The sequence below is a fragment of the Streptomyces sp. NBC_01275 genome (genome assembly GCF_026340655.1).
In the GTDB taxonomy this organism is placed as follows: domain Bacteria; phylum Actinomycetota; class Actinomycetes; order Streptomycetales; family Streptomycetaceae; genus Streptomyces.
Map to the genome: position 1 here is coordinate 7,212,005 of NZ_JAPEOZ010000001.1, position 22,670 is coordinate 7,234,674.

Sequence of the window (22,670 nt, forward strand, 5' to 3'; positions counted from 1 at the left end):
GCCGACCGTCCGCACGCTTGCATACAGTGGCAGGACCGGCAGGAAAAACGCGGTTTCCACGACCGCGTCCGCGATCGGAAGGGACGTACATGCCCATGGGTCACACGGCCACAGCCCAGGCAGGCTCCGGGGGCCTGACAGCGACCGAGCACCGCCTGGCCAACGGCCTGCGCGTGGTGCTCTCGGAGGACCGCCTGACCCCCGTAGCGGCGGTGTGCCTCTGGTACGACGTCGGCTCGCGCCACGAAGTCAAGGGCCGCACCGGCCTGGCTCACCTCTTCGAGCACCTGATGTTCCAGGGCTCCGGCCAGGTCAAGGGCAACGGTCACTTCGAGCTGGTCCAGGGCGCCGGCGGCTCCCTCAACGGCACCACCAGCTTCGAGCGCACCAACTACTTCGAGACCATGCCCGCTCACCAGTTGGAGCTCGCCCTCTGGCTGGAGGCCGACCGCATGGGCTCTCTGCTGGCGGCCCTGGACGACGAGTCCATGGAGAACCAGCGCGACGTCGTGAAGAACGAGCGCCGCCAGCGCTACGACAACGTCCCCTACGGCACGGCGTTCGAGAAGCTGACCGCCCTCGCCTACCCGGACGGCCACCCCTACCACCACACGCCGATCGGCTCCATGACCGACCTGGACGCGGCGACCCTGGAGGACGCGCGCGCGTTCTTCCGCACGTACTACGCGCCCAACAACGCGGTCCTGTCGGTCGTCGGCGACATCGACTCCGCGCAGACGCTCGCCTGGATCGAGAAGTACTTCGGCTCCATCCCCGGCCACGACGGCAAGCCCGAGCCCCGGGACGGCTCGCTGCCCGACGTCATCGGCGAGCAGCTGCGCGAGGTCGTCGAGGAGGAGGTCCCGGCCCGCGCCCTGATGGCCGCCTACCGCCTGCCGCAGGACGGCACGCGCGCGTCGGACGCGGCCGACCTGGCGCTCACCGTCCTCGGCGGCGGCGAGTCCTCCCGCCTGTACAACCGGCTCGTGCGCCGCGACCGTACGGCCGTCGCGGCCGGGTTCGGCCTGCTGCGGCTGGCCGGCGCGCCCTCCCTGGGCTGGCTGGACGTGAAGACCTCCGGCGACGTCGAGGTGCCCGTGATCGAGGCCGCCATCGACGAGGAGCTCGCCCGGTTCGCCGAGGAGGGCCCCACGGCCGAGGAGATGGAGCGCGCCCAGGCCCAGTTGGAGCGCGAGTGGCTGGACCGGCTCGGCACGGTCGCCGGCCGCGCGGACGAACTGTGCCGGTTCGCCGTCCTGTTCGGCGACCCGCAGCTCGCCCTGACCGCCGTCCAGCGGGTCCTGGACATCACGCCCGAGGAGGTGCGGGAGGTCGCCAAGGCCCGACTGCGCCCCGACAACCGCGCGGTGCTCGTCTACGAGCCGACCGCCGCCGAAGCCCCCGCCGACCAGGACGAGAACGAGGAGGCGGCGCAGTGACCGAGCTCGCCACGATGGACTTCCACCCCCAGCCCCAGGCGGGCGAGGCCAGGCCGTGGGCGTTCCCGGCGCCCGAGCGCGCCGCGCTGGACAACGGCCTGACGGTCCTGCACTGCCACCGCCCCGGCCAGCAGGTCGTCGCCGTCGAGGTCCTCCTCGACGCGCCCTTGGACGCCGAGCCGGCCGGCCTCGACGGCGTCGCCACGATCATGGCGCGGGCCTTCTCCGAGGGCACCGACAAGCACTCCGCCGAGGAGTTCGCCGCCGAGCTGGAGCGCTGCGGCGCCACCCTCGACATGCACGCCGACCACCCCGGCGTCCGCCTCAGCCTCGAAGTCCCGGCCTCGCGCCTGGCCAAGGCGCTCGGCCTGCTCGCCGACGCCCTCAGGGCGCCCGCGTTCGCCGACAGCGAGATCGAGCGCCTCGTCCGCAACCGCCTGGACGAGATCCCGCACGAGCTGGCCAACCCCTCCCGGCGCGCCGCCAAGGAGCTCTCCAAGGAGCTGTTCCCGGCCACCGCGCGCATGTCGCGCCCCCGCCAGGGCACCGCGGAGACCGTCGAGAAGATCGACGCCGCGGCCGTACGCGCCTTCTACGAGAGGCACGTTCGCCCGTCCACGGCCACCGCCGTGGTCGTCGGCGACCTCACCGGCATCGAGCTGGAGGCGCTCCTCGGCGACACGCTGGGCGCCTGGACGGGCTCCTCGGCCCAGCCGCGGCCGGTGCCGCCGGTGACCGCCGACGACACCGGACGGGTCGTCATCGTGGACCGCCCCGGCGCCGTCCAGACGCAGGTGCTGATCGGCCGGATCGGCGCCGACCGGCACGACCGCGTGTGGCCCGCCCAGGTCCTCGGCACGTACTGCCTCGGCGGCACCCTCACCTCCCGCCTGGACCGCGTCCTGCGCGAGGAGAAGGGCTACACCTACGGCGTGCGGGCGTTCGGGCAGGTCCTGCGGTCCGCGCCGGACGGCACGGGCGCCGCGATGCTCGCCATCAGCGGCTCCGTCGACACCCCGAACACCGGTCCCGCCCTGGACGACCTCTGGAAGGTGCTGCGCACCCTCGCCGCCGAGGGACTGACCGACGCCGAACGCGACGTGGCCGTGCAGAACCTGGTCGGTGTGGCGCCGCTGAAGTACGAGACCGCCGCAGCCGTCGCCGGCACGCTGGCCGACCAGGTCGAGCAGTACCTGCCCGACGACTTCCAGGCGACGCTGTACCGGCAACTCGCCGCGACCGGCACGGTGGAGGCCACCGCGGCGGCCGTGAGCGCCTTCCCCGTGGACCGTCTGGTGACCGTCCTCGTCGGCGACGCCGCGCAGATCAAGGAGCCGGTCGAGGCGCTCGGTCTCGGCGAAGTGAAGGTCGTCGCCGCGGAGTAGGCCGAAGCGGCGGCACGCGCGTGTGGGGCCCTGGTCGACGGAAGCGTCACCAGGGCCCTCAGATGTCCGAATTGGGGCGGAGGTTGCCCGTCTGCCCTGTGGGATGCGCTACAAAACCCGTCATCGGCTTGGGGATGGGGAGCCGCCCCGCTTAGCTTCGTCCGGGCTGTTCGTCAGGCAGTGCGCCGCATCCGCGGCAGCGGACAGTCATCGCCGAGTCCCCGCATGGCGCGAGCCAGGGGAGCCGGGGACCCTCCCTCCTGTCGCCGCGTTCGCGGCTGGAGGGGCCCAGAAGTCCCTGGGGTGAATCGGACGCCCGCGCAGGTCGCGAGGGCGCCCGTAGGAGACCTTCCTGCTCCGAACCCGTCAGCTAACCCGGTAGGCGAGAGGGAAGGAAAGGACACCCCCGACTTCATGGCGTTCACCTGCGCCCCCGGGAAGCACCGTCGGCCCAGCCGGATGAAGCGCACCACCGCCCGCGCGGCGGGCGTCGCGGCGCTCACCACCACCGGCGTCGTCGCCACCGTCGCCTCCCCGGCCCTCGCGGCCGAGCCCACCCCCGAGCAGACCGGGCTGATCCCCGTCGTCACCGCCGGCGAAGCCGTCGCCGAGCAGATCGACGACCAGGTCGCCGTGCAGATGAAGGCCGCCTACGAGGAGGCCGCGCGCGAGGCGGCCGCCAAGAAGGCCGTGGAGGAGCGCGAGGCACGCGTGCGTGCGGCCCGTGAGGCCGAGCGCAAGCGGCTCAACGCCTTCGTGCTGCCGATCACCGGCTCCTACGTCTCCACCGGCTACCACGCCAGCAGTTCGCTGTGGTCCTCCGGCAGCCACACCGGCATCGACTTCCACGCCGCGAGCGGCACTTCGGTGCACGCGGTCGGCCTGGGCACCGTCGTCGAGGCCGGCTGGGGAGGGTCGTACGGCAATCAGGTGGTCGTCAAGATGAACGACGGCACGTACACCCAGTACGGCCATCTGTCGTCCATCGGCGTCTCGGTGGGCCAGCAGGTCACCCCCGGCCAGCAGATCGGCCTGTCCGGCGCGACCGGCAACGTCACCGGCCCGCATCTGCACTTCGAGGCCCGCACGACGGCGGAGTACGGCTCGGACATCGACCCCGTCGCCTACCTCCGCACGCACGGCGTGAACCTCTGACGACGTTCGGCGACAGATCGTCGAGCCCCGGCCCCCGTGGCCGGGGCTTTCGTCGTTTCCGAGGCCCTGCTGTCCAAAAAATATCCCTGGATTCCGGCCCGCCATCGGAAATTCCCGCTCATTGCAATAGAGTCACTGAACACGTCAATCGTCGACGTTTCACGGGGATTAAGGCGGAGGTCCGTCATGCGTATTCCGGCGCACTCGGTGTGCACGGCCATCCGGGACGACATCGTCGCGGGTGTCTACGAGCGCGGCAGCCGCCTCACCGAGGAACTCCTCGCCCGCCGCTACGGCGTTTCCCGCGTTCCGGTCAGAGAGGCGCTGCGCACGCTGGAGGCGGAGGGCTTCGTCGTGACGCGGCGGCACGCGGGCGCGTGCGTCGCCGAGCCGACCGAGCAGGAGGCCGCCGACCTGCTGGAGATGCGCATGCTGCTGGAGCCGCTCGGCGCCTCCCGGGCCGCCCAGCGCCGCACCGAGGCCCATCTCAAGGTGCTGCGCGGGCTCGTCCGGCTGGGCCAGGAACGCGCCCGGAGGGGCAACAGCGAGGATCTGCGCTCGCTGGGCAGCTGGTTCCACGAGACGCTCGCCCAGGCCTCCGGCAGCCACGCCCTGACGTCGACGCTGACCCAGCTGCGCCACAAGATCGCCTGGATGTACGCGATCGAGGCGCCGGCCAACCCCGTGGAGTCCTGGGCGGAGCACGGCGCGATCGTGGACGCGGTGGCGCGCGGCGACGGGGAGCGTGCGCGGGCGATCACGGCGCTGCACACCGAGCGCGCGACGGCCGCGCACCGGCTGCGCTTTTCCGCCGGAGCCGACCGCCAGGACCGTGTGAGGACTTCGCAACATCCCGTAAACATGACGGGCCTGCGTCATTAACACGAGGGCCGTATACAAAGAGAAGATAATTCGCGGGGCGCTATTTATGCTGCCCGTTGAAGGGAAATGCAAAGGGCCCGCCCGATAATTCGGACGAGCCCTTCGGAGTTGCGGCGCGATGTCTTTGAGGTCAAGGCCGCCGCAACCGTCGATTTCCCGCTCAGACGGTCTCGGGGAGTTCCTCGAGACCCTCGGCGACCAGCTTCGCCAGTCGGTCGAGCGACGCGTCCGCGCCCTCGGCCTCGGAGGCGAGGACGATCTCCTCGCCGCCCTGGGCGCCCAGGCCGAGAACGGCCAGCATGGAGGCCGCGTTGACGGGGTTGCCGTCGGCCTTGGCGATCGTCACCGGGATGCCTGCGGCCGTGGCGGCCCGGACGAAGATGGAAGCGGGGCGGGCGTGAAGGCCCTCGGCCCAGCCGACGTTGACGCGGCGCTCAGCCATGTGATGCTGCCCTTCGGTGTTCAGGTTGTCTAGACCAGTGTTCCACACGTGAAGCGTGTGAGGGAGGGTCCGTGTGAACCGTCCCGGTGTGGTCGTCGGATCGCGGCCTCGATCCGACGTCCGTCCTCCACAGACTGCCTCGCGCCGTTGTCGTACGCGAGCCGTACTCTGGGCCCCATGCAGAGCGCGTCGGACCGGCACGAGTACCCCGCCCACTGGGAGGCCGACGTGGTGCTGCGCGACGGCGGCACCGCACGCATCCGCCCCATCACCGTCGATGACGCCGAGCGCCTGGTCAGCTTCTATGAGCAGGTCTCGGACGAGTCGAAGTACTACCGCTTCTTCGCGCCCTACCCGCGCCTGTCCGCAAAGGACGTCCACCGCTTCACGCACCACGACTTTGTGGACAGGGTGGGACTCGCGGCCACGGTCGGCGGCGAGTTCATCGCCACCGTACGCTATGACCGGATTGGTGCCGACGGCATGGCCGCCTCCGCGCCCGCCGACGAGGCCGAGGTCGCCTTTCTCGTGCAGGACGCCCACCAGGGGCGCGGTGTCGCCTCCGCCCTCCTCGAGCACATCGCGGCCGTCGCGCGCGAGCGGGACATCCGCCGGTTCGCCGCCGAGGTGCTCCCCGCCAACAACAAGATGATCAAGGTGTTCACGGACGCCGGATACACCCAGCAGCGCCACTTCGAGGACGGCGTGGTCCGCCTGGAGTTCGACCTCGAACCCACCGAGCGCTCCCTCGCCGTGCAGCGCGCGCGGGAGCAGCGCGCCGAGGCGCACTCCGTAGGGCGGCTGCTCGCGCCCGGCTCCGTCGCCGTCGTCGGCGCCGGCCGCACCCCCGGCGGCGTGGGCCGAAGCGTCCTGGGCAATCTCAGGGAGGCCGGGTTCGCCGGACGCCTGTACGCCGTGAACAAGGCGTTCCCCGAGGACCTGAAGGAGTTCGACGGGGTCCCCGCCCACCGCTCGGTGCGCGACATAGAGGGGCATGTCGACCTCGCGGTCGTCGCCGTCCCGGCCGAGCACGTGCCCGAGGTCGTCGCAGAGTGCGGCGAGCACGGCGTACAGGGACTCGTCGTCCTCTCCGCCGGCTACGCCGAGAGCGGCCCCGACGGACGCGAACGCCAGCGCCAACTCGTGCGGCACGCGCGCGCGTACGGGATGCGGATCATCGGCCCCAACGCCTTCGGCGTCATCAACACCTCCCCGCAGGTGCGGCTGAACGCCTCCCTGGCCCCGGAGATGCCGCGGCCCGGCCGGATCGGCCTCTTCGCCCAGTCCGGCGCCATCGGCGTCGCCCTGCTGTCCCGGCTGCACCGGCGCGGCGGAGGCGTCACCGGCGTCACCGGCGTGTCCACCTTCGTCTCCTCCGGCAACCGCGCGGACGTCTCCGGCAACGACGTCCTGCAGTACTGGTACGACGACCCCGACACCGACGTCGCCCTCATGTACCTGGAGTCCATCGGCAACCCGCGCAAGTTCACCCGCCTCGCCCGGCGTACGGCGGCGGCGAAGCCGCTGGTCGTCGTCCAGGGCACCGGCACCGCCCCGCAGGGGCACGCCGTACGGGCGACGCGGCTGCCGCACGCGACGGTGTCCGCGCTGCTGCGGCAGGCCGGCGTGATCCGCGTGGACACGATCACCGAACTGGTCGACGCGGGCCTGCTGCTGGCCCGCCAGCCGCTGCCGACGGGACCGCGGGTGGCCATCCTCGGCAACTCCGAGTCGCTGGGGCTGCTGACGTACGACGCCTGCCTCTCCGAGGGGCTGCGGCCGCTGCCGCCGCTGGACCTGACCACGGGGGCCTCGGCGGAGGACTTCCATGCGGCGCTCGCGCGGGCGCTGGCCGACGAGACGTGCGACGCGGTGGTCGTCACGGCGATCCCGGCGATCGGCGAGACCTCGCCCGGGGACGCGGAGCTGGCTCAGGCGCTGCGCTCGGCCGCGGTCGTGGCCCCCGCCAAGCCGGTGCTGGTCGTGCACGTGGAACTCGGCGGCCTGGCGGAGGCGCTGTCGGCCGCGACGAGCACCGCACCGCGCGCCGCGGAGACGGCCCCCCGCGCGCGGGCCGCGACACCGGACGCGGGAACTCCGGACACCGGAACACGGCTGCCCGCCGATACTCGGCCGCCCGCCGCCGCACGGCCGCCCGCCGGTGCACAGCCGCCCACCGACACCCGCCCGCCCACCGCCGCCGAAGCCCCCGAGGGAACGCACCTCATCCCCGCCTACCCCGCCGCCGAACGCGCGGTCCGCGCCCTCGCCGAAGCCGTGAAGTACGCGCAGTGGCGGCGCGAGGCCGCCGACCCCGGCAAGGTGCCCGAGTACGAGGACATCGACGAGAAGGGCGCCGCCGCCCTGATCGAGAGGCTCCTCGCGCGCGGGCAGGGCCTCACCCTCGGCACGGAGGAGACCTGCGAGCTGCTCGGCCGCTACGGCGTCCACCCCCGCCGTGCGATCCCCGCGCCCACCCCCGACGAGGCCGCCCGCGCCGCCCACGCCCTCGGCTACCCCGTCGCCCTCAAGGCCACCGCCCCGCACCTGCGCCACCGCGCCGACCTGGGCGGCGTACGTCTGGATCTCGCGGACGAGGAACAACTGCGGCGGGCGTACGCCGAGTTGACCGGGCTGTTCGGGGCGCCGGAGCAGCTGCGTCCGGTCGTCCAGGCGATGGCCCCGCGCGGGGTCGACACAGTCGTCCGCTCGGTCATCGATCCGGCCGCCGGAGCCGTGCTGTCCTTCGGGCTCGCCGGGGCGGCCTCCCAGCTGCTCGGGGACATGGCCCACCGACTGGTTCCGGTCACCGACCGCGACGCGACCGCACTGATCCGCTCGATCCGGACGGCCCCGCTCCTCTTCGGCTGGCGGGGCTCGACCCCCGTCGACACCCCCGCCCTGGAGGAGCTGCTGCTGCGGGTCTCCCGGCTGGTCGACGACCACCCCGAGGTCGTGGCGGTCACCCTGGAGCCGGTCGTCGTCGCCCCGCACGGCCTGAGCGTCCTCGGCGCCTCGGTCCGCCTCGCGCCCCCGCCCGCTCGCGACGACCTCGGTCCCCGCACACTGCCCGCGTACTGAGCCGAGGACCGGACCGCGCGCTGAGCCGAGGACCGAACGGCGTACTGATCGGCGTACCGAACCGCGCACCGAACCCGCGTACTGAAGGCGTCCTGAGCGGTGCCTCGCAGTCAGTGGGTCCCCGTAGGATGGAGGACATGGCCAAGACCAGTACGACGACCCAGGGGCTGCGCTCGGCGATCGAGCGCAGCGGCTACTACCCGGCCCTCGTGGCCGAGGCGGTGGAGGCCGCCGTGGGCGGCGAGCCGATCCGGTCGTTCCTGGTCCACCAGGAGACCACGTTCGACCAGAACGAGGTGCGTCGGCATGTGACCGTGCTGGTCCTCACCGGCAACCGCTTCATCGTCAGCCACACCGACGAGCAGGCCGCCGACACCACGTCCCCGACGCCGTACGCCACGACGTCCACGGAGTCCGTGAAGCTCGGCCGGATCTCGTCGGTCGTGCTGAGCCGGGTGGTCGCCAACCCGGAGTCGTACACGCCGGGCACCCTGCCGCGCGAGGTCGTGCTGACCATCGGGTGGGGCGCCGTCTCCCGCATCGACCTGGAGCCGGCCGCCTGCGGCGACCCCAACTGCGACGCCGACCACGGCTACACGGGCAACTCGACGGCCGACGACCTCAGCCTGCGCGTCAGCGAGGCGGGCGACGGCCCGGAGACGGTGCGCCAAGCGCTCGCCTTCGCGCAGTCGCTCTCCGAGGCGACCGCGGACGTCACCCGCTGATGGCTCTGCCCGCCCCCTGGGACCACCCCGAACCCCTCGCGGTCGCCTCCGCCCCCGTCCCCGCGTACGGCTCCGGCTCCCTCGCCGACCTGCTGCCCACGCTGGCCGCCGGTATGGGCGTGCCCGGCATGACCGCGGCGATCGAGGAGCTGACCCCGGCCGACCGCAACTGCGTCTTCCTGATCGACGGCCTCGGCTGGGAGCAGATCAAGGACCACGCCGACGAGGCGCCCTATCTGCACGCCCTCCTCGGCAGCTCGCGCGGCGGCACCGGACGCCCGCTCACCGCCGGCTACCCGGCGACCACCGCGACCTCCCTCGCCTCCGTCGGCACCGGCCTCCCGCCGGGCGCCCACGGCCTGCCCGGCTACACCGTGCGCAACCCCGCCACCGGCGCGCTGATGAACCAGCTCCGCTGGCAGCCCTGGACGGACCCGCACGCCTGGCAGCCCTACCCCACCGTCTTCCAGCTCGCCCACGCGGCGGGCGTGCACACGGCCCAGGTGTCCTCGCCCGCCTTCCAGAGCACCCCGCTGACCAAGGTGGCCCTCAGCGGCGGCACGTTCCACGGACGGCTGACCGGCGAGGAGCGCATGGACCTCGCCGCCGAGCAGCTCGCCGCCGGCGACCGCTCCCTGGTGTACACGTACTACGCCGAGCTGGACGGCGCCGGGCACCGCTACGGCGTCGCCTCCGACACCTGGCGCGGCCAGCTCATGTACGTCGACCGGCTCGTCCAGCGCCTCGCCGAGCAGCTCCCCCCGCGCAGCGCGCTCTACGTCACCGCCGACCACGGCATGGTCGACGTGCCCTTCGACGACGAGCACCGCATCGACTTCGACGCGGACTGGGAACTGCGCGCCGGGGTGGCCCTGCTGGGCGGCGAGGGCCGCGCCCGGCACGTCTACGCGCTGCCGGGCGCCGAGAACGATGTTCTGACCTGCTGGCGCGAGGTGATCGGCGAGCAGTTCTGGGTGGCCTCGCGGGACGAGGCGATCGCGGCCGGCTGGTTCGGCCGCCCCGACGGGATCGACGAGCGGGTGTACGCCCGCCTCGGCGACGTGATCGCGGCCGCCCGGGACGACGTCCTGATCATCGCCTCCGAGCGGGAGCCCAAGGAGTCCGCGATGGTCGGCAACCACGGCTCCATGACCCCTGCCGAGCAACTGGTCCCCCTGCTCGAAGTACGCTCCTGAAGCGCATCGCTCTCTTCCCTCTTTGCCGAAAGGTGCTCAACTCCCCATGCCCGAGCTGGTGTTCTTCTCCGGAACCATGGACTGCGGGAAGTCGACGCTGGCGCTGCAGATCGAGCACAACCGGTCCGCGCGCGGCCTCCAGGGCATGATCTTCACCCGTGACGACCGTGCCGGCGAGGGCAAGCTCTCCTCACGACTCGGCCTGGTCACCGACGCGGTCGAGGTCGAGGACGGACAGGACCTGTACGCGTCCCTCGTCGACCACCTCTCGCAGGGCGGCCGCGCGGACTACGTGATCGCGGACGAGGCACAGTTCCTGGCCGAGGAGCAGATCGACCAGCTCGCGCGCGTGGTCGACGACCTCGGCATCGACGTCTACGCCTTCGGCATCACCACCGACTTCCGCTCCAAGCTGTTCCCCGGCTCCCAGCGCCTCGTCGAACTCGCCGACCGCGTCGAGGTCCTCCAGGTCGAGGCCCTGTGCTGGTGCGGCGCCCGCGCCACGCACAACGCCCGCACGGTGGGCGGCGTCATGGTCGTCGAGGGCGCGCAGGTCGTCGTAGGCGATGTCGACCAGGCGGACACCGTCGGCTACGAGGTCCTGTGCCGCCGCCATCACCGCCGCCGTATGACGTCGGCGTCGGCCCGGGCGGCGGCCCTGTCCCCGGACGTGCTGCCGGTGCACCAGCTCTAGAGCGCGCCCGACCGCCTGAGCGAGCCCTCCCTAGCGAGGTCCCTCGATGAGGGCGAAGCGGGCCCCCTCGGGGTCGGCCACCGTCGCCACGCGCCCGTGGGCGCTGTCCCGGGCCGGGGCGAGGACGCGCCCGCCGAGGTCGGTGACGAGGGCGAGGGAGGCATCCGTGTCCGCCGCCTCGAAGTACGTCATCCAGTGCGGACCCTGGTCCCGGGGCAGGCTGTTGCCGACGCCGTGCAGGCCGGCGACGGGACGGCCGGCGACGTGCAGGGTGACGTAGTCGAAGTCGGCGGAGACCACGGCCTCCTCCTCGTAGCCGAATACCGTCTCGTAGAACTTGGCGACGCTCTCGGTCTCGAAGGTCACCAGTTCGTTCCAGGCGGGCGTGCCGGGGACGCCGGTGAGGTCCGTGCCGGGGTGGGCCACCGCCTGCCAGATGCCGAAGACGGCGCCCGCCGGATCGGAGCCGATCGCCAGCCGGCCGGCGTCGGCGGCGTCCAGCGGGCCGACGCCGATCGTGCCGCCGCACAGCCGTACCGTTTCGGCGGTCGCGTCCACGTCGTCCGAGGCCAGGTAGGGCGTCCACGCGACGGGCAGATGCCGGTCCGGGGGCAGTTGGCCGATGCCGGCCACCTCACGGCCGTCGAGCAGAGCCCGCACATAGGGGCCCAGCTGCTGTGGACCGGGTTGGAATTCCCAACCGAACAGCTCGCCGTAGAACGCCTGGGTCGTCGTCAACCCGTGCACCATCAGACTCACCCAACAGGGTGTGCCGGTCGCGTACCGAGCGTGCGCCGCGCCGTTCAGGCCGGCCGACCCGCGTCCCTCGGTCATCGTCACTCTCTCCTCGGCCCCTCGCGGTGGCCGCGTCGCTTCCGCTCTCCGGAACCGAGCCGGTGGTGTACGCACCACCCCTGGCGTCACGCCCTCGGGCGGACCGCCGCTCCGTGCCCCGGGACGGAGGATGCCCGATGTGCCGTCTTCCCTCGGTGTCCGTACGGTTGTCGCCCTATGTCGATCGCCTGTACGGCACGTGCCCGATCCCGTACGCCTCGTGATCGGGCCTGTCCGGCCGAGCACAGTAGCCGGACATGGGCGATGGGGCCACCCCGTGCGCAAGGATGGTGGCCATGAACGCCATCATCTCCGCATCCGAACTCGCGAGCGACCTGACGGGGGCCAACCCGCCGGTCGTGCTCGACGTCCGCTGGCAGCTCACCCTGGCGAAGGCGGCAGGGGAGCCGCCGTTCGACGGCCGGGCCGCGTACGCCGCCGGACACGTGCCCGGCGCGGTCTACGTCGACCTGGACCGGGAGCTCGCCGGCACGCCCGGGACCGGCGGCCGGCATCCGCTGCCCGACGTCACGGAGTTCGGCGCCGCGATGCGCCGGGCGGGCGTCTCGGCCGGCCGGCCGGTGGTCGTCTACGACGGCGGACAGGGCTGGGCGGCGGCCCGCGCATGGTGGCTGCTGTGCTGGACGGGTCACCCGGACGTGCGGGTCCTCGACGGCGGGTTGCCGACCTGGGAGGGGGAGCTCTCGGTCGACGTCCCCGCGCCCCTGGAGGGCGACTTCGCGCCGACGCCGGGGGCCGTGGGCCTCCTCGACGCGGACGCGGCCGCCGCGCTCGCCGGCTCCGGGGTGCTGTTCGACGCCCGCGCGGGGGAGCGGTACCGGGGCGAGGTCGAGCCGATCGACCGGGTCGGCGGGCACATTCCGGGCGCCGTGTCCGCGCCCACGACCGCCAACGTGGGCCCGGACGGCCGCTTCCTGCCCGCCGAGGAGCTGCGCAGCCGCTTCAAGACGCTGGGGGCCCACGACGGGGCCGAGGTGGGCGTGTACTGCGGCTCGGGCGTCTCCGGCGCCCACGAGGTGCTGGCCCTGGCCGCGGCGGGCATCCCGGCCGCGCTGTACGTGGGCTCCTGGTCGGAGTGGTCCTCGGACCCGGCCCGACCGGTCGCCGTCGGCCCCGACCCCCGATGACCCCTCCTCGCGCGAAGGCGTGACGCGGGCCCGCGTCACGCGGGTGCGACGCGGACATGCGGGAGGGCCGCACCGAACAGGTGCGGCCCTCCCGTACGTATCAACCGGTGTGCGCCCCTGCGGCGGCCCACTCCCGCTCCTTCTTCTGCTACCCCTGCTACTTCTACTACTCCTGCTTCTTGCGCCGGGTCCCGAACACGATCTCGTCCCAGCTCGGCACCGCGGCCCGGCGGCCCGGACGGACGCCGTCCGCCTCGGCCTGCCGGTCGGTCGCGCCGATGAGCCGGTCACGGTGGCTGCCGACGGAGCGCGGCATGAGCACGTCCGCGTAGGCGGAACCGGCGGACGCGGCGGGGGCCGGGGGCTCCTCGGCGTCCGGATCCTGCTCGTCCGGCTCCTCTGTCGGGGGCTCCGACGGACGCTCCGGGACGACCAGGTCGCCCCGGAAGCTCGGCACCGCCTCCAGCAGGCTGGTCAGCGAGTCCCGCTCCCGCTCGCCGACGGCCTCCTCGGCCGGTTCGGACGGCGGCGCGGGCGGAGTCGGCCGTTCCAGGGCGCGGTCCATCGTGCGGTCGCGCGGCAGCCGTGCGATCCGCGGGACGAACGGAAAGCTGGGCTCCGGCGCGGTGAGGTCGTCGGACTCACCGATCAGCGAGCGCGCCTCGTCGTCGACGGCCTGGACGAGCCGCCGGGGCGGGTCGTACGTCCAGCTCGCCGAGTGCGGTTCGCCCGCGACCAGATAGACCAGCAGGACTTCCCAGGTGCCGTCGTCGCGGCGCCACGAGTCCCACTGGACGGTGTCCTTGTCGGCGCCGCGCAGCAGCAGCCGCTCCTGGACGGCTTCGCCGAGCTGTGGCCCGGCCGCGTTCTCTCCGGGCCGGCGGACGGGCGTCTTGCGGGCCCGCTCGGCCATGAAGGCGCGCTCGGCCAGCACGGGGCCCTCGAAACGCCGTACGCGATCGACGGGGATGCCTGCCATCTGCGCGACTTCTTCCGCGGTCGCGCCGGCACGTATACGCGCCTGGATGTCGCGGGGGCGGAGATGGCTCTCCACCTCGATCTCGATCTGGCCGAGGCGGGGACGGTCGCCGCGTACGGCGGCGCGCAGACGCTCATCGATCGGAAGCGTGTACTCCGTGCTGTCCGCAGCCTTCAGCACCAGCCGTGTGCCGTCATTCGAGACGGCCACGACACGCAGTTCGGGCATGGGGACCTCCCGGGTGGTGCCTGCCGACGTCACGTGCGTCGCTGCTTCCGCTAGTCGAGTGTGGCCTGCCCGGGTGCAGCCTGCCACAACCTTGCCGAGTTGCCCGGCGTGTCGGGCAGGGGCCCTTGATCGCCGTTATGACACGGTTACTGATTCGCCACGCTAAGTGACCAATGTCGTCACCCTGTGCAACTGGGTCCCCTCCTGGCGGTCCAGCAAGGCCCCGGACATCCTGGTGGGAGACCGGGCCCCAGGGCTCGCAACAGTACTCCATTTGGGCCACGTGCGTGGATTGGCGCGCCACCCAACTTCTGGCAAGAGGTGGGACTTGGCCGTGCTGGACGCCCTTTTGGCGATCTTGAAAGTGGTGTACTTCACGCAATCGGTAGAAATGGAACCGGTCCCGGCGCAGCTGTTCGCTACGACCCCAGAACCCTCCGCAAGTAGTCGTTCTGGAACAGGCGGTCGGGATCCAGCCGATCCCGCAGCGCGGTGAACTCGCCGAAGCGCGGGTAGACCCCGGCGAAGTACTCCGCGTCCCGGGTGTGCACCTTGCCCCAGTGCGGCCGGCCCTCGTGCGCGGTGAAGATGCGCTCGGCGGCGGTGAAGTACGCCTGATAGGGCGTGCCCTTGACCATGTGGACGGCGATGTACGCGCTGTCGCGGCCGGAGGCGGTGGACAGCGTGATGTCGTCGGCCGGCGCGGTGCGCACCTCCACGGGGAAGCTGATCCGCAGGCCCGAGCGCTCGACGGTCGTCCTCAGCTCGCGCAGCACCCCGGTCACGGCCTCGCGCGGGACGGCGAACTCCATCTCCACGAACCGCACCCGGCGCGGAGAGGTGAAGACCTTGTAGGGAATGTCGGTGTACGTCCGCGCGGACAGGGCCTTGCTGGAGATCCGGGCGATCGTCGGGATCGTGGCGGGCGCCGCGCGGCCGACCCACTGGGCCGCCTGGAAGACGCCGTTGGAGAGGAACTCGTCCTCGATCCAGCCCGCGACCTGCCCCACCGGCTCGCGCGGGCCCGCGCTGCGGTTGTTGCGCTTGGTGTTGGTGCTGCCGGTGTGCGGGAACCAGTAGAACTCGAAGTGCTCGTTCTCGGCCCAGTGTTCGTCGAACTCGGCGAGCACCCGGTCGAACGGCATCGGCTCCTCGCGCGCGCTGAGCAGGAAGATCGGCTCGACGGCGAAGGTGATCGCGGTGACGATGCCCAGGGCCCCGAGGCCGATCCGAGCGGCCGCGAACACCTCCGGGTTCTCCTTCTCGGAGCAGGTGAGCACCGATCCGTCGGCGGTGACCAGCTCCAGGCCCTTGATCTGGGCGGCGATCGAGGCGGACTCGCGTCCCGTGCCGTGCGTGCCGGTGCTGGTGGCCCCGGAGACCGTCTGCTCCATGATGTCGCCCATGTTCGTGAGCGACAGGCCCTCGCGCGCGAGAGCCAGGTTGAGTCTCTTGAGCGGGGTGCCGGCCTCGACCGTGACGGTCATGTCGTCTCGGTCGATCGCGCGTATCCCGGTCAACAGCTGAGGGCGGATCAGCACACCGTCCGTGGCGGCGATCGACGTGAAGGAGTGCCCGGTGCCGACCGCCTTCACCTTCAGCCCGTCCTCGGCGGCCCGGCGCACGGCCGCGGCCAGTTCGTCGACGGAGGCGGGCATGACCGCCCGCGCGGGACGTGCGGAGACGTTCCCGCCCCAGTTACGCCACGTGCCGTTCTTCCCGCTCGCTGTGCTGCCCAACGGAGCCTCCCCGACCCGGAGCCGGCCTGCTGAGCCGGCGGTACCCCAGGAAACCGACCGCGGCCGCGACGGCCCCGGACACCGCCGGAACCCCGTACCCGGCCCGCGCACCGGCCGAGTCGATGACCCAGCCGGCGATGGAGGAGCCGAGCGCCACCCCGACGGCGAGCCCGGTGCTGATCCAGGTCATGCCTTCGGTCAGTTGCGCGCGAGGTACGTGCTCTTCGATGAGGGACATCGTGGTGATCATCGTGGGAGCGATGGCCAGGCCCGCAACGAACAGCGCCACGGCCAGGAACGGCAAGTTTCCGACCAGTAGGAGGGGGATCATACTCACGGCCATCAGGGTGACGCCCAGCAGCCAGCGTCGTTCCGGCGCCCCCTTCGGGCGCAGCAGTCCGAACACGAGTCCGGCGACGCACGAGCCGGCCGCGTACAGCGCCAGGACGACGCTCGCGGCGCCCTGGTGGCCGCGCTCGTCGGCGAAGGCCACGGTGACCACGTCGACCGCCCCGAAGATCGCCCCCGTCGCCACGAAGGTGAACACCAGGACCTGCAGGCCGGGCGAGCGCAGCGCCGTGCCGCCGCCGCGCTCCTCGCGCGGGTGCGGCTCGGGCTCGGTGGCCCGCTGGGCGGTCAGCCAGAAGACGCCGACCGCGAGGAAGCAGGCGGCCAGCAGCGGCCCCGCCTCCGGGAACCAGGCCGTCGACAGACCGATGGAGATGATCGGCCCGAAGATGAAGCACATCTCGTCCACCACGGACTCGAAGGAGTACGCGGTGTGCAACTGCGGGGTGCCCCGGTACAGGGCCGCCCAGCGGGCCCGGATCATCGCGCCGAGGCTGGGCACGGCGCCGATGCCGGCGGCGCACACGAACAGCACCCAGTCCGGCCACTCGAAGTGCGCGGCCAGCAGCAGTCCGGCCGCCGCCGCGAGCGCGACCAGCGTCGCGGGACGCAGCACCCTTCGCTGCCCGTGCCGGTCCACCAGGCGTGAGATCTGCGGCCCGAAGACCGCGGCCGCCAGCGCGATGGTCGCCGACAGGACGCCCGCCAGCCCGTAACGGCCGGTGAGCTGGGAGACCATCGTGACCACGCCGATGCCCATCATCGACAAGGGCATCCGGCCGACGAACCCCGCGGCGGAGAAGCCCTTGGAGCCGGGGGCGGCGAACAGGGCGCGGTACGGGCTGGGCACGGAGGTCTCCGATGGGTCCGGTCCGGTCACGCGCGCGTGACGGCTCGGCGCGAGAGGGGAGAAGGCGGCTCGACACTGTCCGGTCACGCTCGGTAAGGCGTGAAGGCAGCCCATACAGCTTACGAGTTAGGCAACCCTAACGCACCAGGTGTGCACCTTTCCGCGCAGGTGGCACCCCCGCCCCCCCGCCTTCGCCCCGCACCCTCTGACCCTTCGCCCCGGCTCTCGCCCGTCACCCCGCCGTTTCCCGGCTGTCAGAGGCGGGTGGCAGGATCGACTCATGCGAGACGCGCTCGATGCCACCCCCTACGACGCCCTGCTCCTGCTCTCCTTCGGCGGCCCGGAAGGCCCGGACGACGTGGTCCCGTTCCTGGAGAACGTGACGCGCGGGCGAGGCATCCCCAAGGAACGCCTCAAGGAAGTGGGGCAGCACTACTTCCTGTTCGGCGGGGTCAGCCCCATCAACGACCAGAACCGCGCCCTGCTGGACGCCCTGCGCAAGGACTTCGCCGACCACGGCCTGGACCTGCCGATCTACTGGGGCAACCGCAACTGGGCCCCGTACCTGACGGACGTCCTGCGCGAGATGGTCGCCGACGGCCGCCGCCGCGTCCTCGTCCTCGCCACCAGCGCCTACGCCTCGTACTCGGGCTGCCGCCAGTACCGCGAGAACCTCGCCGACTCGCTGGCCGCCCTGGAGGCCGAGGGCCTCGACCTGCCGAAGGTCGACAAGCTGCGGCACTACTTCAACCACCCGGGCTTCCTGGAGCCCATGATCGACGGCGTGATCGAGTCCCTCGCCGACCTCCCCGAGGACGTCCGGGACGGCGCGCACATCGCCTTCTCGACCCATTCCATCCCCACCGCCGCGGCCGACTCCTCCGGCCCGGTCGGGGCCCACGGCGACGGCGGGGCGTACGTCGAGCAGCACCTGGACGTGGCGCGGCTGATCGTCGACGCCGTCCGCGAGCGCACCGGCGTCGACCACCCCTGGCAGCTCGTCTACCAGTCCCGCTCCGGCGCCCCGCACATCCCGTGGCTGGAGCCGGACATCTGCGACCACCTTGAGGAGCGGCACGCCGCCGGGGTCCCGGCCGTCGTGATGGCCCCCATCGGCTTCGTCTCCGACCACATGGAGGTCCTCTACGACCTCGACACGGAGGCGAAGGCCAAGGGCGAGGAGCTGGGCCTGCCGCTGCGCCGCTCGGCCACCGTCGGCGCCGACCCCCGCTTCGCGGCCGCGATCCGCGAGCTCGTCCTGGAGCGCGCCGCGACCGAGAGCGGACAGCCGGTCGCCCCCTGCGCCCTCGGGACCCTCGGCCCCGGCCACGACCTCTGCCCCGTCGGCTGCTGCCCGGCGCGCGCGCCCAAGCCCGCCGCCGCGGGCGCCGACAGCCCCTACGCGTGAGGACTCCCGTGACCGACCCCCTGCACACGGACCTGCTCGAGCTCGCCAGGGAGGCCGCCCGCCGGGCCGGCGAACTGCTGCGGGACGGCCGCCCGGCCGACCTCGCGGTCGCCGCCACCAAGTCGAGCCCCATCGACGTCGTCACCGAGATGGACATCGCGGCCGAGAAGCTGATCACGGACCTGATCTCCGACCACCGCCCCGACGACGGCTTCCTCGGAGAGGAGGGCGCCTCCAGCGAGGGCAGCAGCGGCATCCGCTGGGTGATCGACCCGCTCGACGGCACGGTCAACTACCTCTACGGGCTGCCCACCTGGTCCGTCTCCATCGCGGCGGAACAGGACGGCGAGACCGTCGTCGGGGCCGTCGAGATCCCGATGCGCGGCGAGTCGTACCACGCGGTCCGCGGCGGCGGCGCCTGGGGCACCGGCGCCTGGGAGGGCGAGCGCGCCCTGGCCTGCCGCCCCACGGCGCCCCTCGAGCAGGCCCTGGTCTCCACCGGCTTCAACTACGTCACCGAGGTCCGCGCCCACCAGGCCGACGTCGCCCAGCGGCTGATCCCGCTCCTGCGGGACATCCGGCGCGGCGGCTCGGCCGCGGTCGACCTCTGCGACGTGGCCGCCGGCCGCCTCGACGGCTACTACGAGCGCGGTCTGCACCCCTGGGACCTGGCCGCGGGGGACCTCATCGCCCGGGAAGCGGGCGCGCTGACCGGTGGACGCCCCGGAGAGCGTCCCGCACGCGATCTGACGGTCGCCGGTACCCCGGGAGTCTTCGAGCCCCTCCAGCGGCTCCTGGAGGACTTCGGCGCCTGGCACGACTGAGCCGTCACGAGGCGGACGCCTTCACGAGGCGGGCACGCGAAGGGGCCCCGGCGCTGGATTCGCCGGGGCCCCTCCGTCGTGCACGCGAACTGCTCAGACGTGCGAACTGCTCAGACGCTCGTCGCGCCGACCTCCACACCGTGGTCGGCGGCGAGGCGGCGCAGGTCGTCGAGCTCAGCCTGTTCCACCTCGACGAGGAAGTCGTCGCCCTCGTCGCGAGCCCGCGTCAGGTCGGTCTCGGTCGCCCTTATGCGCTGCAGAAGTCCTGCGGTGAATGCGTCCATGCTGCGCCCCCTCGTCCTGGGTCGTGGGTCGTTGGCACGGGGGTGTGCCGGGTTGGGAAGGGGCGATCACGTCTCCTGTAGGTGCCCAGCGCTGCCCTGCCGGGCGGCGACGGTGCCGGACACCCACGCCCGCTCTGCGGCAAGCGGAGCGCGAAGTACCACATGGTGCTGTGGCACATGCAGAGCGTGATCGCGGGGTGTAAAGCCGTCCTCCCCCTGCTCTCTTCCACGGAAACCTCAACCCGGCGAGAAAATCTGGCATTCCCGGGCTTCACACCCGTCCTTCATCCCGCTCGTCCCCGTCTTACAGCCGACTTATGGCCGAAAAGGGCAGGATGGAGGCCACACTCACCCAGCCCCCTGCCCACGCACGCTCACCGAGCGCTACGCGGGTGGACACAGGAAGGACAAGCGACGTGCGCGTACTCGTCGTCGAGGACGAGCAGCTGCTCGCCGATGCGGTGGCCACCGGACTGCGCCGGGAGGCCATGGCCGTCGACGTCGTGTACGACGGTGCGGCCGCCCTGGAGCGCATCGGCGTCAACGACTACGACGTGGTCGTCCTCGACCGTGACCTCCCGCTCGTGCACGGCGACGACGTCTGCCGCAAGATCGTCGAGCTCGGCATGCCCACCCGCGTGCTGATGCTCACGGCGTCCGGCGACGTCAGCGACCGTGTCGAGGGCCTGGAGATCGGCGCCGACGACTACCTCCCCAAGCCCTTCGCCTTCAGCGAGCTCATCGCACGCGTGCGTGCCCTCGGCCGGCGCACCAGCGTGCCGCTGCCGCCCGTCCTGGAGCGCGCCGGCATCAAGCTCGACCCCAACCGCCGCGAGGTCTTCCGCGACGGCAAGGAGGTCCAGCTCGCGCCCAAGGAGTTCGCCGTCCTGGAGGTGCTGATGCGCAGCGAGGGCGCGGTGGTCTCCGCCGAGCAGCTTCTGGAGAAGGCCTGGGACGAGAACACCGACCCCTTCACCAACGTCGTGCGGGTGACCGTCATGACCCTGCGCCGTAAGCTCGGCGAACCCCCGGTGATCGTCACCGTCCCCGGCTCCGGCTACCGGATCTGATCCGCCGTGGCCGCGACGCCCGCGCCTCCCCAGGCGCCCCCGAAGCCCACCTGGGACCCCAGGAGGCCGCAGGCCGCCCCCTTCCCGTGGCTGCGCCCGACCATCCGCATACGGCTCACGCTGCTGTACGGCGGCATGTTCCTGATCGCCGGCATCCTGCTGCTGTCGATCATCTACCTGCTGGCCGCGCAGGCCCTGAAGACGGGCAACCAGCCGCTCTTCAAGATCACGGGCGGCAGCGACATCATCAAGGTCACCAGCGACAACTGCCCCGCGATCAACAACGCCAGCAACCTCACGCTCAGCCAGTTCGACGCGGCGGTCAGCGCGTGCATCGACCACCAGCGCCAGGTCGCCCTGGACAACCTGCTCAGCCGCTCCCTGCTGGCCCTGCTCGGCCTTGCCGTGATCGCCTTCGCCTTCGGCTACGCCATGGCCGGCCGGGTGCTGTCCCCGCTCGGCCGGATCACCCGTACCGCGCGCGCGGTGGCGGGCTCGGACCTGTCCCGCCGTATCGAACTGGACGGGCCCGACGACGAGCTGAAGGAGCTGGCCGACACCTTCGACGACATGCTGGAGCGCCTGCAGCGGGCCTTCACCGCCCAGCAGCGCTTCGTGGGCAACGCCTCGCACGAGCTGCGGACCCCGCTGGCGATCAACCGCACCCTCCTCGAAGTGCACCTCTCCGACCCGAACGCGCCGATGGAGCTCCAGCAGCTCGGCAAGACGCTGCTGGCCACCAACGAGCGCAGCGAGCAGCTCGTCGAGGGCCTGCTGCTCCTGGCCCGCAGCGACAACCAGATCGTCGAGCGCAAGCCGGTCGACCTCTCCGAGGTCGCCGGGCAGGCCATCGACCAGGTGAACGGCGAGGCGGAGGCCAAGGGCGTGGAGATCCGCGGCAAGCGGGCCTCGGCCGTCGTCCAGGGAAACGGCGTGCTGCTGGAGCGCATCGCCCTGAACCTCCTGCAGAACGCGGTGCGGTACAACGTCCCGCAGGACGGCTGGGTCGAGGTGACCACCCAGGTCGAGCACGGCCAGGCGGTCCTGGTGGTGTCGAACACCGGGCCGGTCGTGCCGGCGTACGAGGTCGACAACCTCTTCGAGCCCTTCCGGCGGCTGCGTACGGAGCGCACGGGCAGCGACAAGGGCGTCGGGCTCGGCCTGTCCATCGTCCGGTCCGTGGCCCGGGCTCACGGCGGCCATATCGTGGCCCGACCGCGCGAGGGAGGAGGGCTCGTGATGCGGGTCGCCCTTCCCGTCTGAGATCATGTCGCCGACACACGCGGGGATGTTCGCTTTGCGCGGAATTTTCAGAACTCCGGCCAGGCCCTCCCGTGTGTGATCGATCACAAAGGCGAATTTCCGGCCATCTACTCTCTGTGATCATGAAGACCCTTGTAAAGCCCGGAAAATCCGGGTTTTCGGGGGTCCTGATCACGGGAAGTACACGGTGAGACGCCTTTGAAGTGCGGCATTCGGACCGTGTACGGTCCCGATCGCCATCCAAGCCGATCACTCATGAGGAGTCCGGTTGGGTGTCGATTGAGTAACAGACCTTGATGTGAGGCAAAATCTCCGCCTCGAGGCGGGCACAAGTCCGGCCTCTCACGCGTTACGTGCGCTGGAGACACCGCAGACACCCAGAGGGGGAGAGGCGAAATGGCAACCGATTACGACACCCCACGCAAGACCGATGACGACGTCGACTCCGACAGCCTTGAAGAGCTCAAGGCCCGGAGGAACGACAAGTCCGCCTCCGCTGTAGACGTAGACGAGTTCGAGGCCGCGGAGGGCCTCGAACTGCCCGGAGCAGACCTCTCGAACGAGGAGTTGGCTGTCCGGGTGCTGCCCAAGCAGCAGGACGAGTTCACTTGCATGAGCTGCTTCCTGGTGCACCACCGCAGCCAGCTGGCCCGCGAGAAGAACGGTCAGCCGATCTGCCGCGACTGCGACTGAGGA

20 protein-coding genes and 1 riboswitch are annotated in these 22,670 nt (G+C 71.9%); of the genes, 14 read left to right on the forward strand and 6 right to left on the reverse strand.

What is annotated here, in order from left to right:
- Positions 1-95 precede the first annotated feature (95 nt).
- The 4 genes from OG562_RS32015 (at position 96) to OG562_RS32030 (ending at position 4,861) form a co-directional block, all read left to right on the forward strand.
- Entirely contained in the window at positions 96-1,439 is a 1,344-nt protein-coding gene (locus OG562_RS32015; protein ID WP_266409634.1) for a pitrilysin family protein, read from the forward strand.
- Positions 1,436-2,824, forward strand: coding sequence for a pitrilysin family protein (locus tag OG562_RS32020; protein WP_266404153.1), 1,389 nt, complete (start codon positions 1,436-1,438; stop codon positions 2,822-2,824). Before OG562_RS32015 ends, OG562_RS32020 begins: the two co-directional genes overlap by 4 nt.
- 201 nt (positions 2,825-3,025) lie before the next feature.
- A riboswitch (cyclic di-AMP (ydaO/yuaA leader) is annotated at positions 3,026-3,224 on the forward strand.
- Positions 3,225-3,238: 14 nt separating this feature from the next.
- Entirely contained in the window at positions 3,239-3,979 is a 741-nt protein-coding gene (locus OG562_RS32025; RefSeq protein WP_266404155.1) for a M23 family metallopeptidase, read from the forward strand.
- Positions 3,980-4,165: 186 nt separating this feature from the next.
- Positions 4,166-4,861, forward strand: coding sequence for a GntR family transcriptional regulator (locus OG562_RS32030; protein ID WP_266404158.1), 696 nt, complete (start codon positions 4,166-4,168; stop codon positions 4,859-4,861).
- A gap of 160 nt (positions 4,862-5,021) precedes the next feature.
- On the opposite strand, the gene OG562_RS32035 is transcribed toward OG562_RS32030, so the two are convergent.
- The gene (locus tag OG562_RS32035) at positions 5,022-5,303 is read right to left on the reverse strand and encodes an HPr family phosphocarrier protein (protein ID WP_266404160.1); all 282 of its coding nucleotides are present in this window, start codon (positions 5,301-5,303) and stop codon (positions 5,022-5,024) included.
- A 177-nt stretch (positions 5,304-5,480) separates the two neighbouring features.
- Between OG562_RS32035 and OG562_RS32040 the strand changes: the two genes are divergently transcribed.
- The 4 genes from OG562_RS32040 to OG562_RS32055 all read left to right on the forward strand — a co-directional run bounded on the left by OG562_RS32040 (position 5,481) and on the right by OG562_RS32055 (position 10,999).
- Complete coding sequence (locus OG562_RS32040; RefSeq protein ID WP_266404163.1) at positions 5,481-8,384, forward strand: bifunctional GNAT family N-acetyltransferase/acetate--CoA ligase family protein; 2,904 nt, start codon at positions 5,481-5,483, stop codon at positions 8,382-8,384.
- Between the two features lie 137 nt (positions 8,385-8,521).
- On the forward strand, positions 8,522-9,109 hold the full coding sequence (locus OG562_RS32045) for a DUF5998 family protein (RefSeq protein ID WP_266404165.1): 588 nt from the start codon (positions 8,522-8,524) through the stop codon (positions 9,107-9,109).
- Positions 9,109-10,305, forward strand: a complete 1,197-nt coding sequence (locus OG562_RS32050) for an alkaline phosphatase family protein (protein ID WP_266404168.1) — start codon at positions 9,109-9,111, stop codon at positions 10,303-10,305. Before OG562_RS32045 ends, OG562_RS32050 begins: the two co-directional genes overlap by 1 nt.
- Before the next feature lie 46 nt (positions 10,306-10,351).
- Positions 10,352-10,999, forward strand: coding sequence for a thymidine kinase (locus OG562_RS32055; RefSeq protein WP_266404170.1), 648 nt, complete (start codon positions 10,352-10,354; stop codon positions 10,997-10,999).
- 30 nt (positions 11,000-11,029) lie between these two features.
- Here the strand turns inward: OG562_RS32055 and OG562_RS32060 are convergent, their stop codons facing one another.
- Positions 11,030-11,833, reverse strand: a complete 804-nt coding sequence (locus OG562_RS32060; protein WP_266404173.1) for a VOC family protein — start codon at positions 11,831-11,833, stop codon at positions 11,030-11,032.
- Between the two features lie 296 nt (positions 11,834-12,129).
- On the opposite strand from OG562_RS32060, the gene OG562_RS32065 reads away from it, so the two are divergent.
- The gene (locus OG562_RS32065; protein WP_266404176.1) at positions 12,130-12,981 is read left to right on the forward strand and encodes a sulfurtransferase; all 852 of its coding nucleotides are present in this window, start codon (positions 12,130-12,132) and stop codon (positions 12,979-12,981) included.
- 166 nt (positions 12,982-13,147) lie between these two features.
- Here the strand turns inward: OG562_RS32065 and sepH are convergent, their stop codons facing one another.
- The 3 genes from sepH to OG562_RS32080 form a co-directional block, all read right to left on the reverse strand.
- Positions 13,148-14,188, reverse strand: a complete 1,041-nt coding sequence (gene sepH / locus OG562_RS32070) for a septation protein SepH (protein ID WP_266404179.1) — start codon at positions 14,186-14,188, stop codon at positions 13,148-13,150.
- A 419-nt stretch (positions 14,189-14,607) separates the two neighbouring features.
- Complete coding sequence (locus OG562_RS32075) at positions 14,608-15,927, reverse strand: D-arabinono-1,4-lactone oxidase (protein WP_266404182.1); 1,320 nt, start codon at positions 15,925-15,927, stop codon at positions 14,608-14,610.
- On the reverse strand, positions 15,887-17,125 hold the full coding sequence (locus tag OG562_RS32080) for an MFS transporter (protein WP_266404185.1): 1,239 nt from the start codon (positions 17,123-17,125) through the stop codon (positions 15,887-15,889). Before OG562_RS32080 ends, OG562_RS32075 begins: the two co-directional genes overlap by 41 nt.
- A gap of 280 nt (positions 17,126-17,405) precedes the next feature.
- Between OG562_RS32080 and OG562_RS32085 the strand changes: the two genes are divergently transcribed.
- Positions 17,406-18,533, forward strand: coding sequence for a ferrochelatase (locus tag OG562_RS32085; RefSeq protein WP_266404188.1), 1,128 nt, complete (start codon positions 17,406-17,408; stop codon positions 18,531-18,533).
- An 8-nt stretch (positions 18,534-18,541) separates the two neighbouring features.
- A complete protein-coding gene (locus OG562_RS32090; RefSeq protein ID WP_266404191.1) occupies positions 18,542-19,357 on the forward strand; it encodes an inositol monophosphatase family protein in 816 nt (271 codons plus the stop codon).
- Between the two features lie 110 nt (positions 19,358-19,467).
- Here the strand turns inward: OG562_RS32090 and OG562_RS32095 are convergent, their stop codons facing one another.
- On the reverse strand, positions 19,468-19,641 hold the full coding sequence (locus tag OG562_RS32095; protein ID WP_019061061.1) for a hypothetical protein: 174 nt from the start codon (positions 19,639-19,641) through the stop codon (positions 19,468-19,470).
- Between the two features lie 416 nt (positions 19,642-20,057).
- Between OG562_RS32095 and OG562_RS32100 the strand changes: the two genes are divergently transcribed.
- From OG562_RS32100 to OG562_RS32110, 3 genes are all read left to right on the forward strand, one after another.
- Entirely contained in the window at positions 20,058-20,711 is a 654-nt protein-coding gene (locus OG562_RS32100; RefSeq protein ID WP_003993508.1) for a response regulator transcription factor, read from the forward strand.
- A gap of 6 nt (positions 20,712-20,717) precedes the next feature.
- Positions 20,718-21,974, forward strand: a complete 1,257-nt coding sequence (locus tag OG562_RS32105; protein WP_266404195.1) for a HAMP domain-containing sensor histidine kinase — start codon at positions 20,718-20,720, stop codon at positions 21,972-21,974.
- A gap of 396 nt (positions 21,975-22,370) precedes the next feature.
- Entirely contained in the window at positions 22,371-22,667 is a 297-nt protein-coding gene (locus tag OG562_RS32110) for a DUF4193 domain-containing protein (RefSeq protein ID WP_003993510.1), read from the forward strand.
- Positions 22,668-22,670: the final 3 nt, after the last annotated feature.

Bases quoted from the DNA above. Each gene is read 5' to 3' on its own strand.
- OG562_RS32045 (WP_266404165.1), top strand. From the start codon at position 8,522: ATGGCCAAGACCAGTACGACGACCCAGGGGCTGCGCTCGGCGATCGAG.
- OG562_RS32035 (WP_266404160.1), bottom strand. From the start codon at position 5,303: ATGGCTGAGCGCCGCGTCAACGTCGGCTGGGCCGAGGGCCTTCACGCC.
- OG562_RS32030 (WP_266404158.1), top strand. From the start codon at position 4,166: ATGCGTATTCCGGCGCACTCGGTGTGCACGGCCATCCGGGACGACATC.
- OG562_RS32060 (WP_266404173.1), bottom strand. From the start codon at position 11,833: ATGACCGAGGGACGCGGGTCGGCCGGCCTGAACGGCGCGGCGCACGCT.
- OG562_RS32015 (WP_266409634.1), top strand. From the start codon at position 96: ATGGGTCACACGGCCACAGCCCAGGCAGGCTCCGGGGGCCTGACAGCG.
- sepH (WP_266404179.1), bottom strand. From the start codon at position 14,188: ATGCCCGAACTGCGTGTCGTGGCCGTCTCGAATGACGGCACACGGCTG.
- OG562_RS32055 (WP_266404170.1), top strand. From the start codon at position 10,352: ATGCCCGAGCTGGTGTTCTTCTCCGGAACCATGGACTGCGGGAAGTCG.
- OG562_RS32085 (WP_266404188.1), top strand. From the start codon at position 17,406: ATGCGAGACGCGCTCGATGCCACCCCCTACGACGCCCTGCTCCTGCTC.
- OG562_RS32065 (WP_266404176.1), top strand. From the start codon at position 12,130: ATGAACGCCATCATCTCCGCATCCGAACTCGCGAGCGACCTGACGGGG.
- OG562_RS32110 (WP_003993510.1), top strand. From the start codon at position 22,371: ATGGCAACCGATTACGACACCCCACGCAAGACCGATGACGACGTCGAC.
- OG562_RS32050 (WP_266404168.1), top strand. From the start codon at position 9,109: ATGGCTCTGCCCGCCCCCTGGGACCACCCCGAACCCCTCGCGGTCGCC.
- OG562_RS32095 (WP_019061061.1), bottom strand. From the start codon at position 19,641: ATGGACGCATTCACCGCAGGACTTCTGCAGCGCATAAGGGCGACCGAG.
- OG562_RS32025 (WP_266404155.1), top strand. From the start codon at position 3,239: ATGGCGTTCACCTGCGCCCCCGGGAAGCACCGTCGGCCCAGCCGGATG.
- OG562_RS32040 (WP_266404163.1), top strand. From the start codon at position 5,481: ATGCAGAGCGCGTCGGACCGGCACGAGTACCCCGCCCACTGGGAGGCC.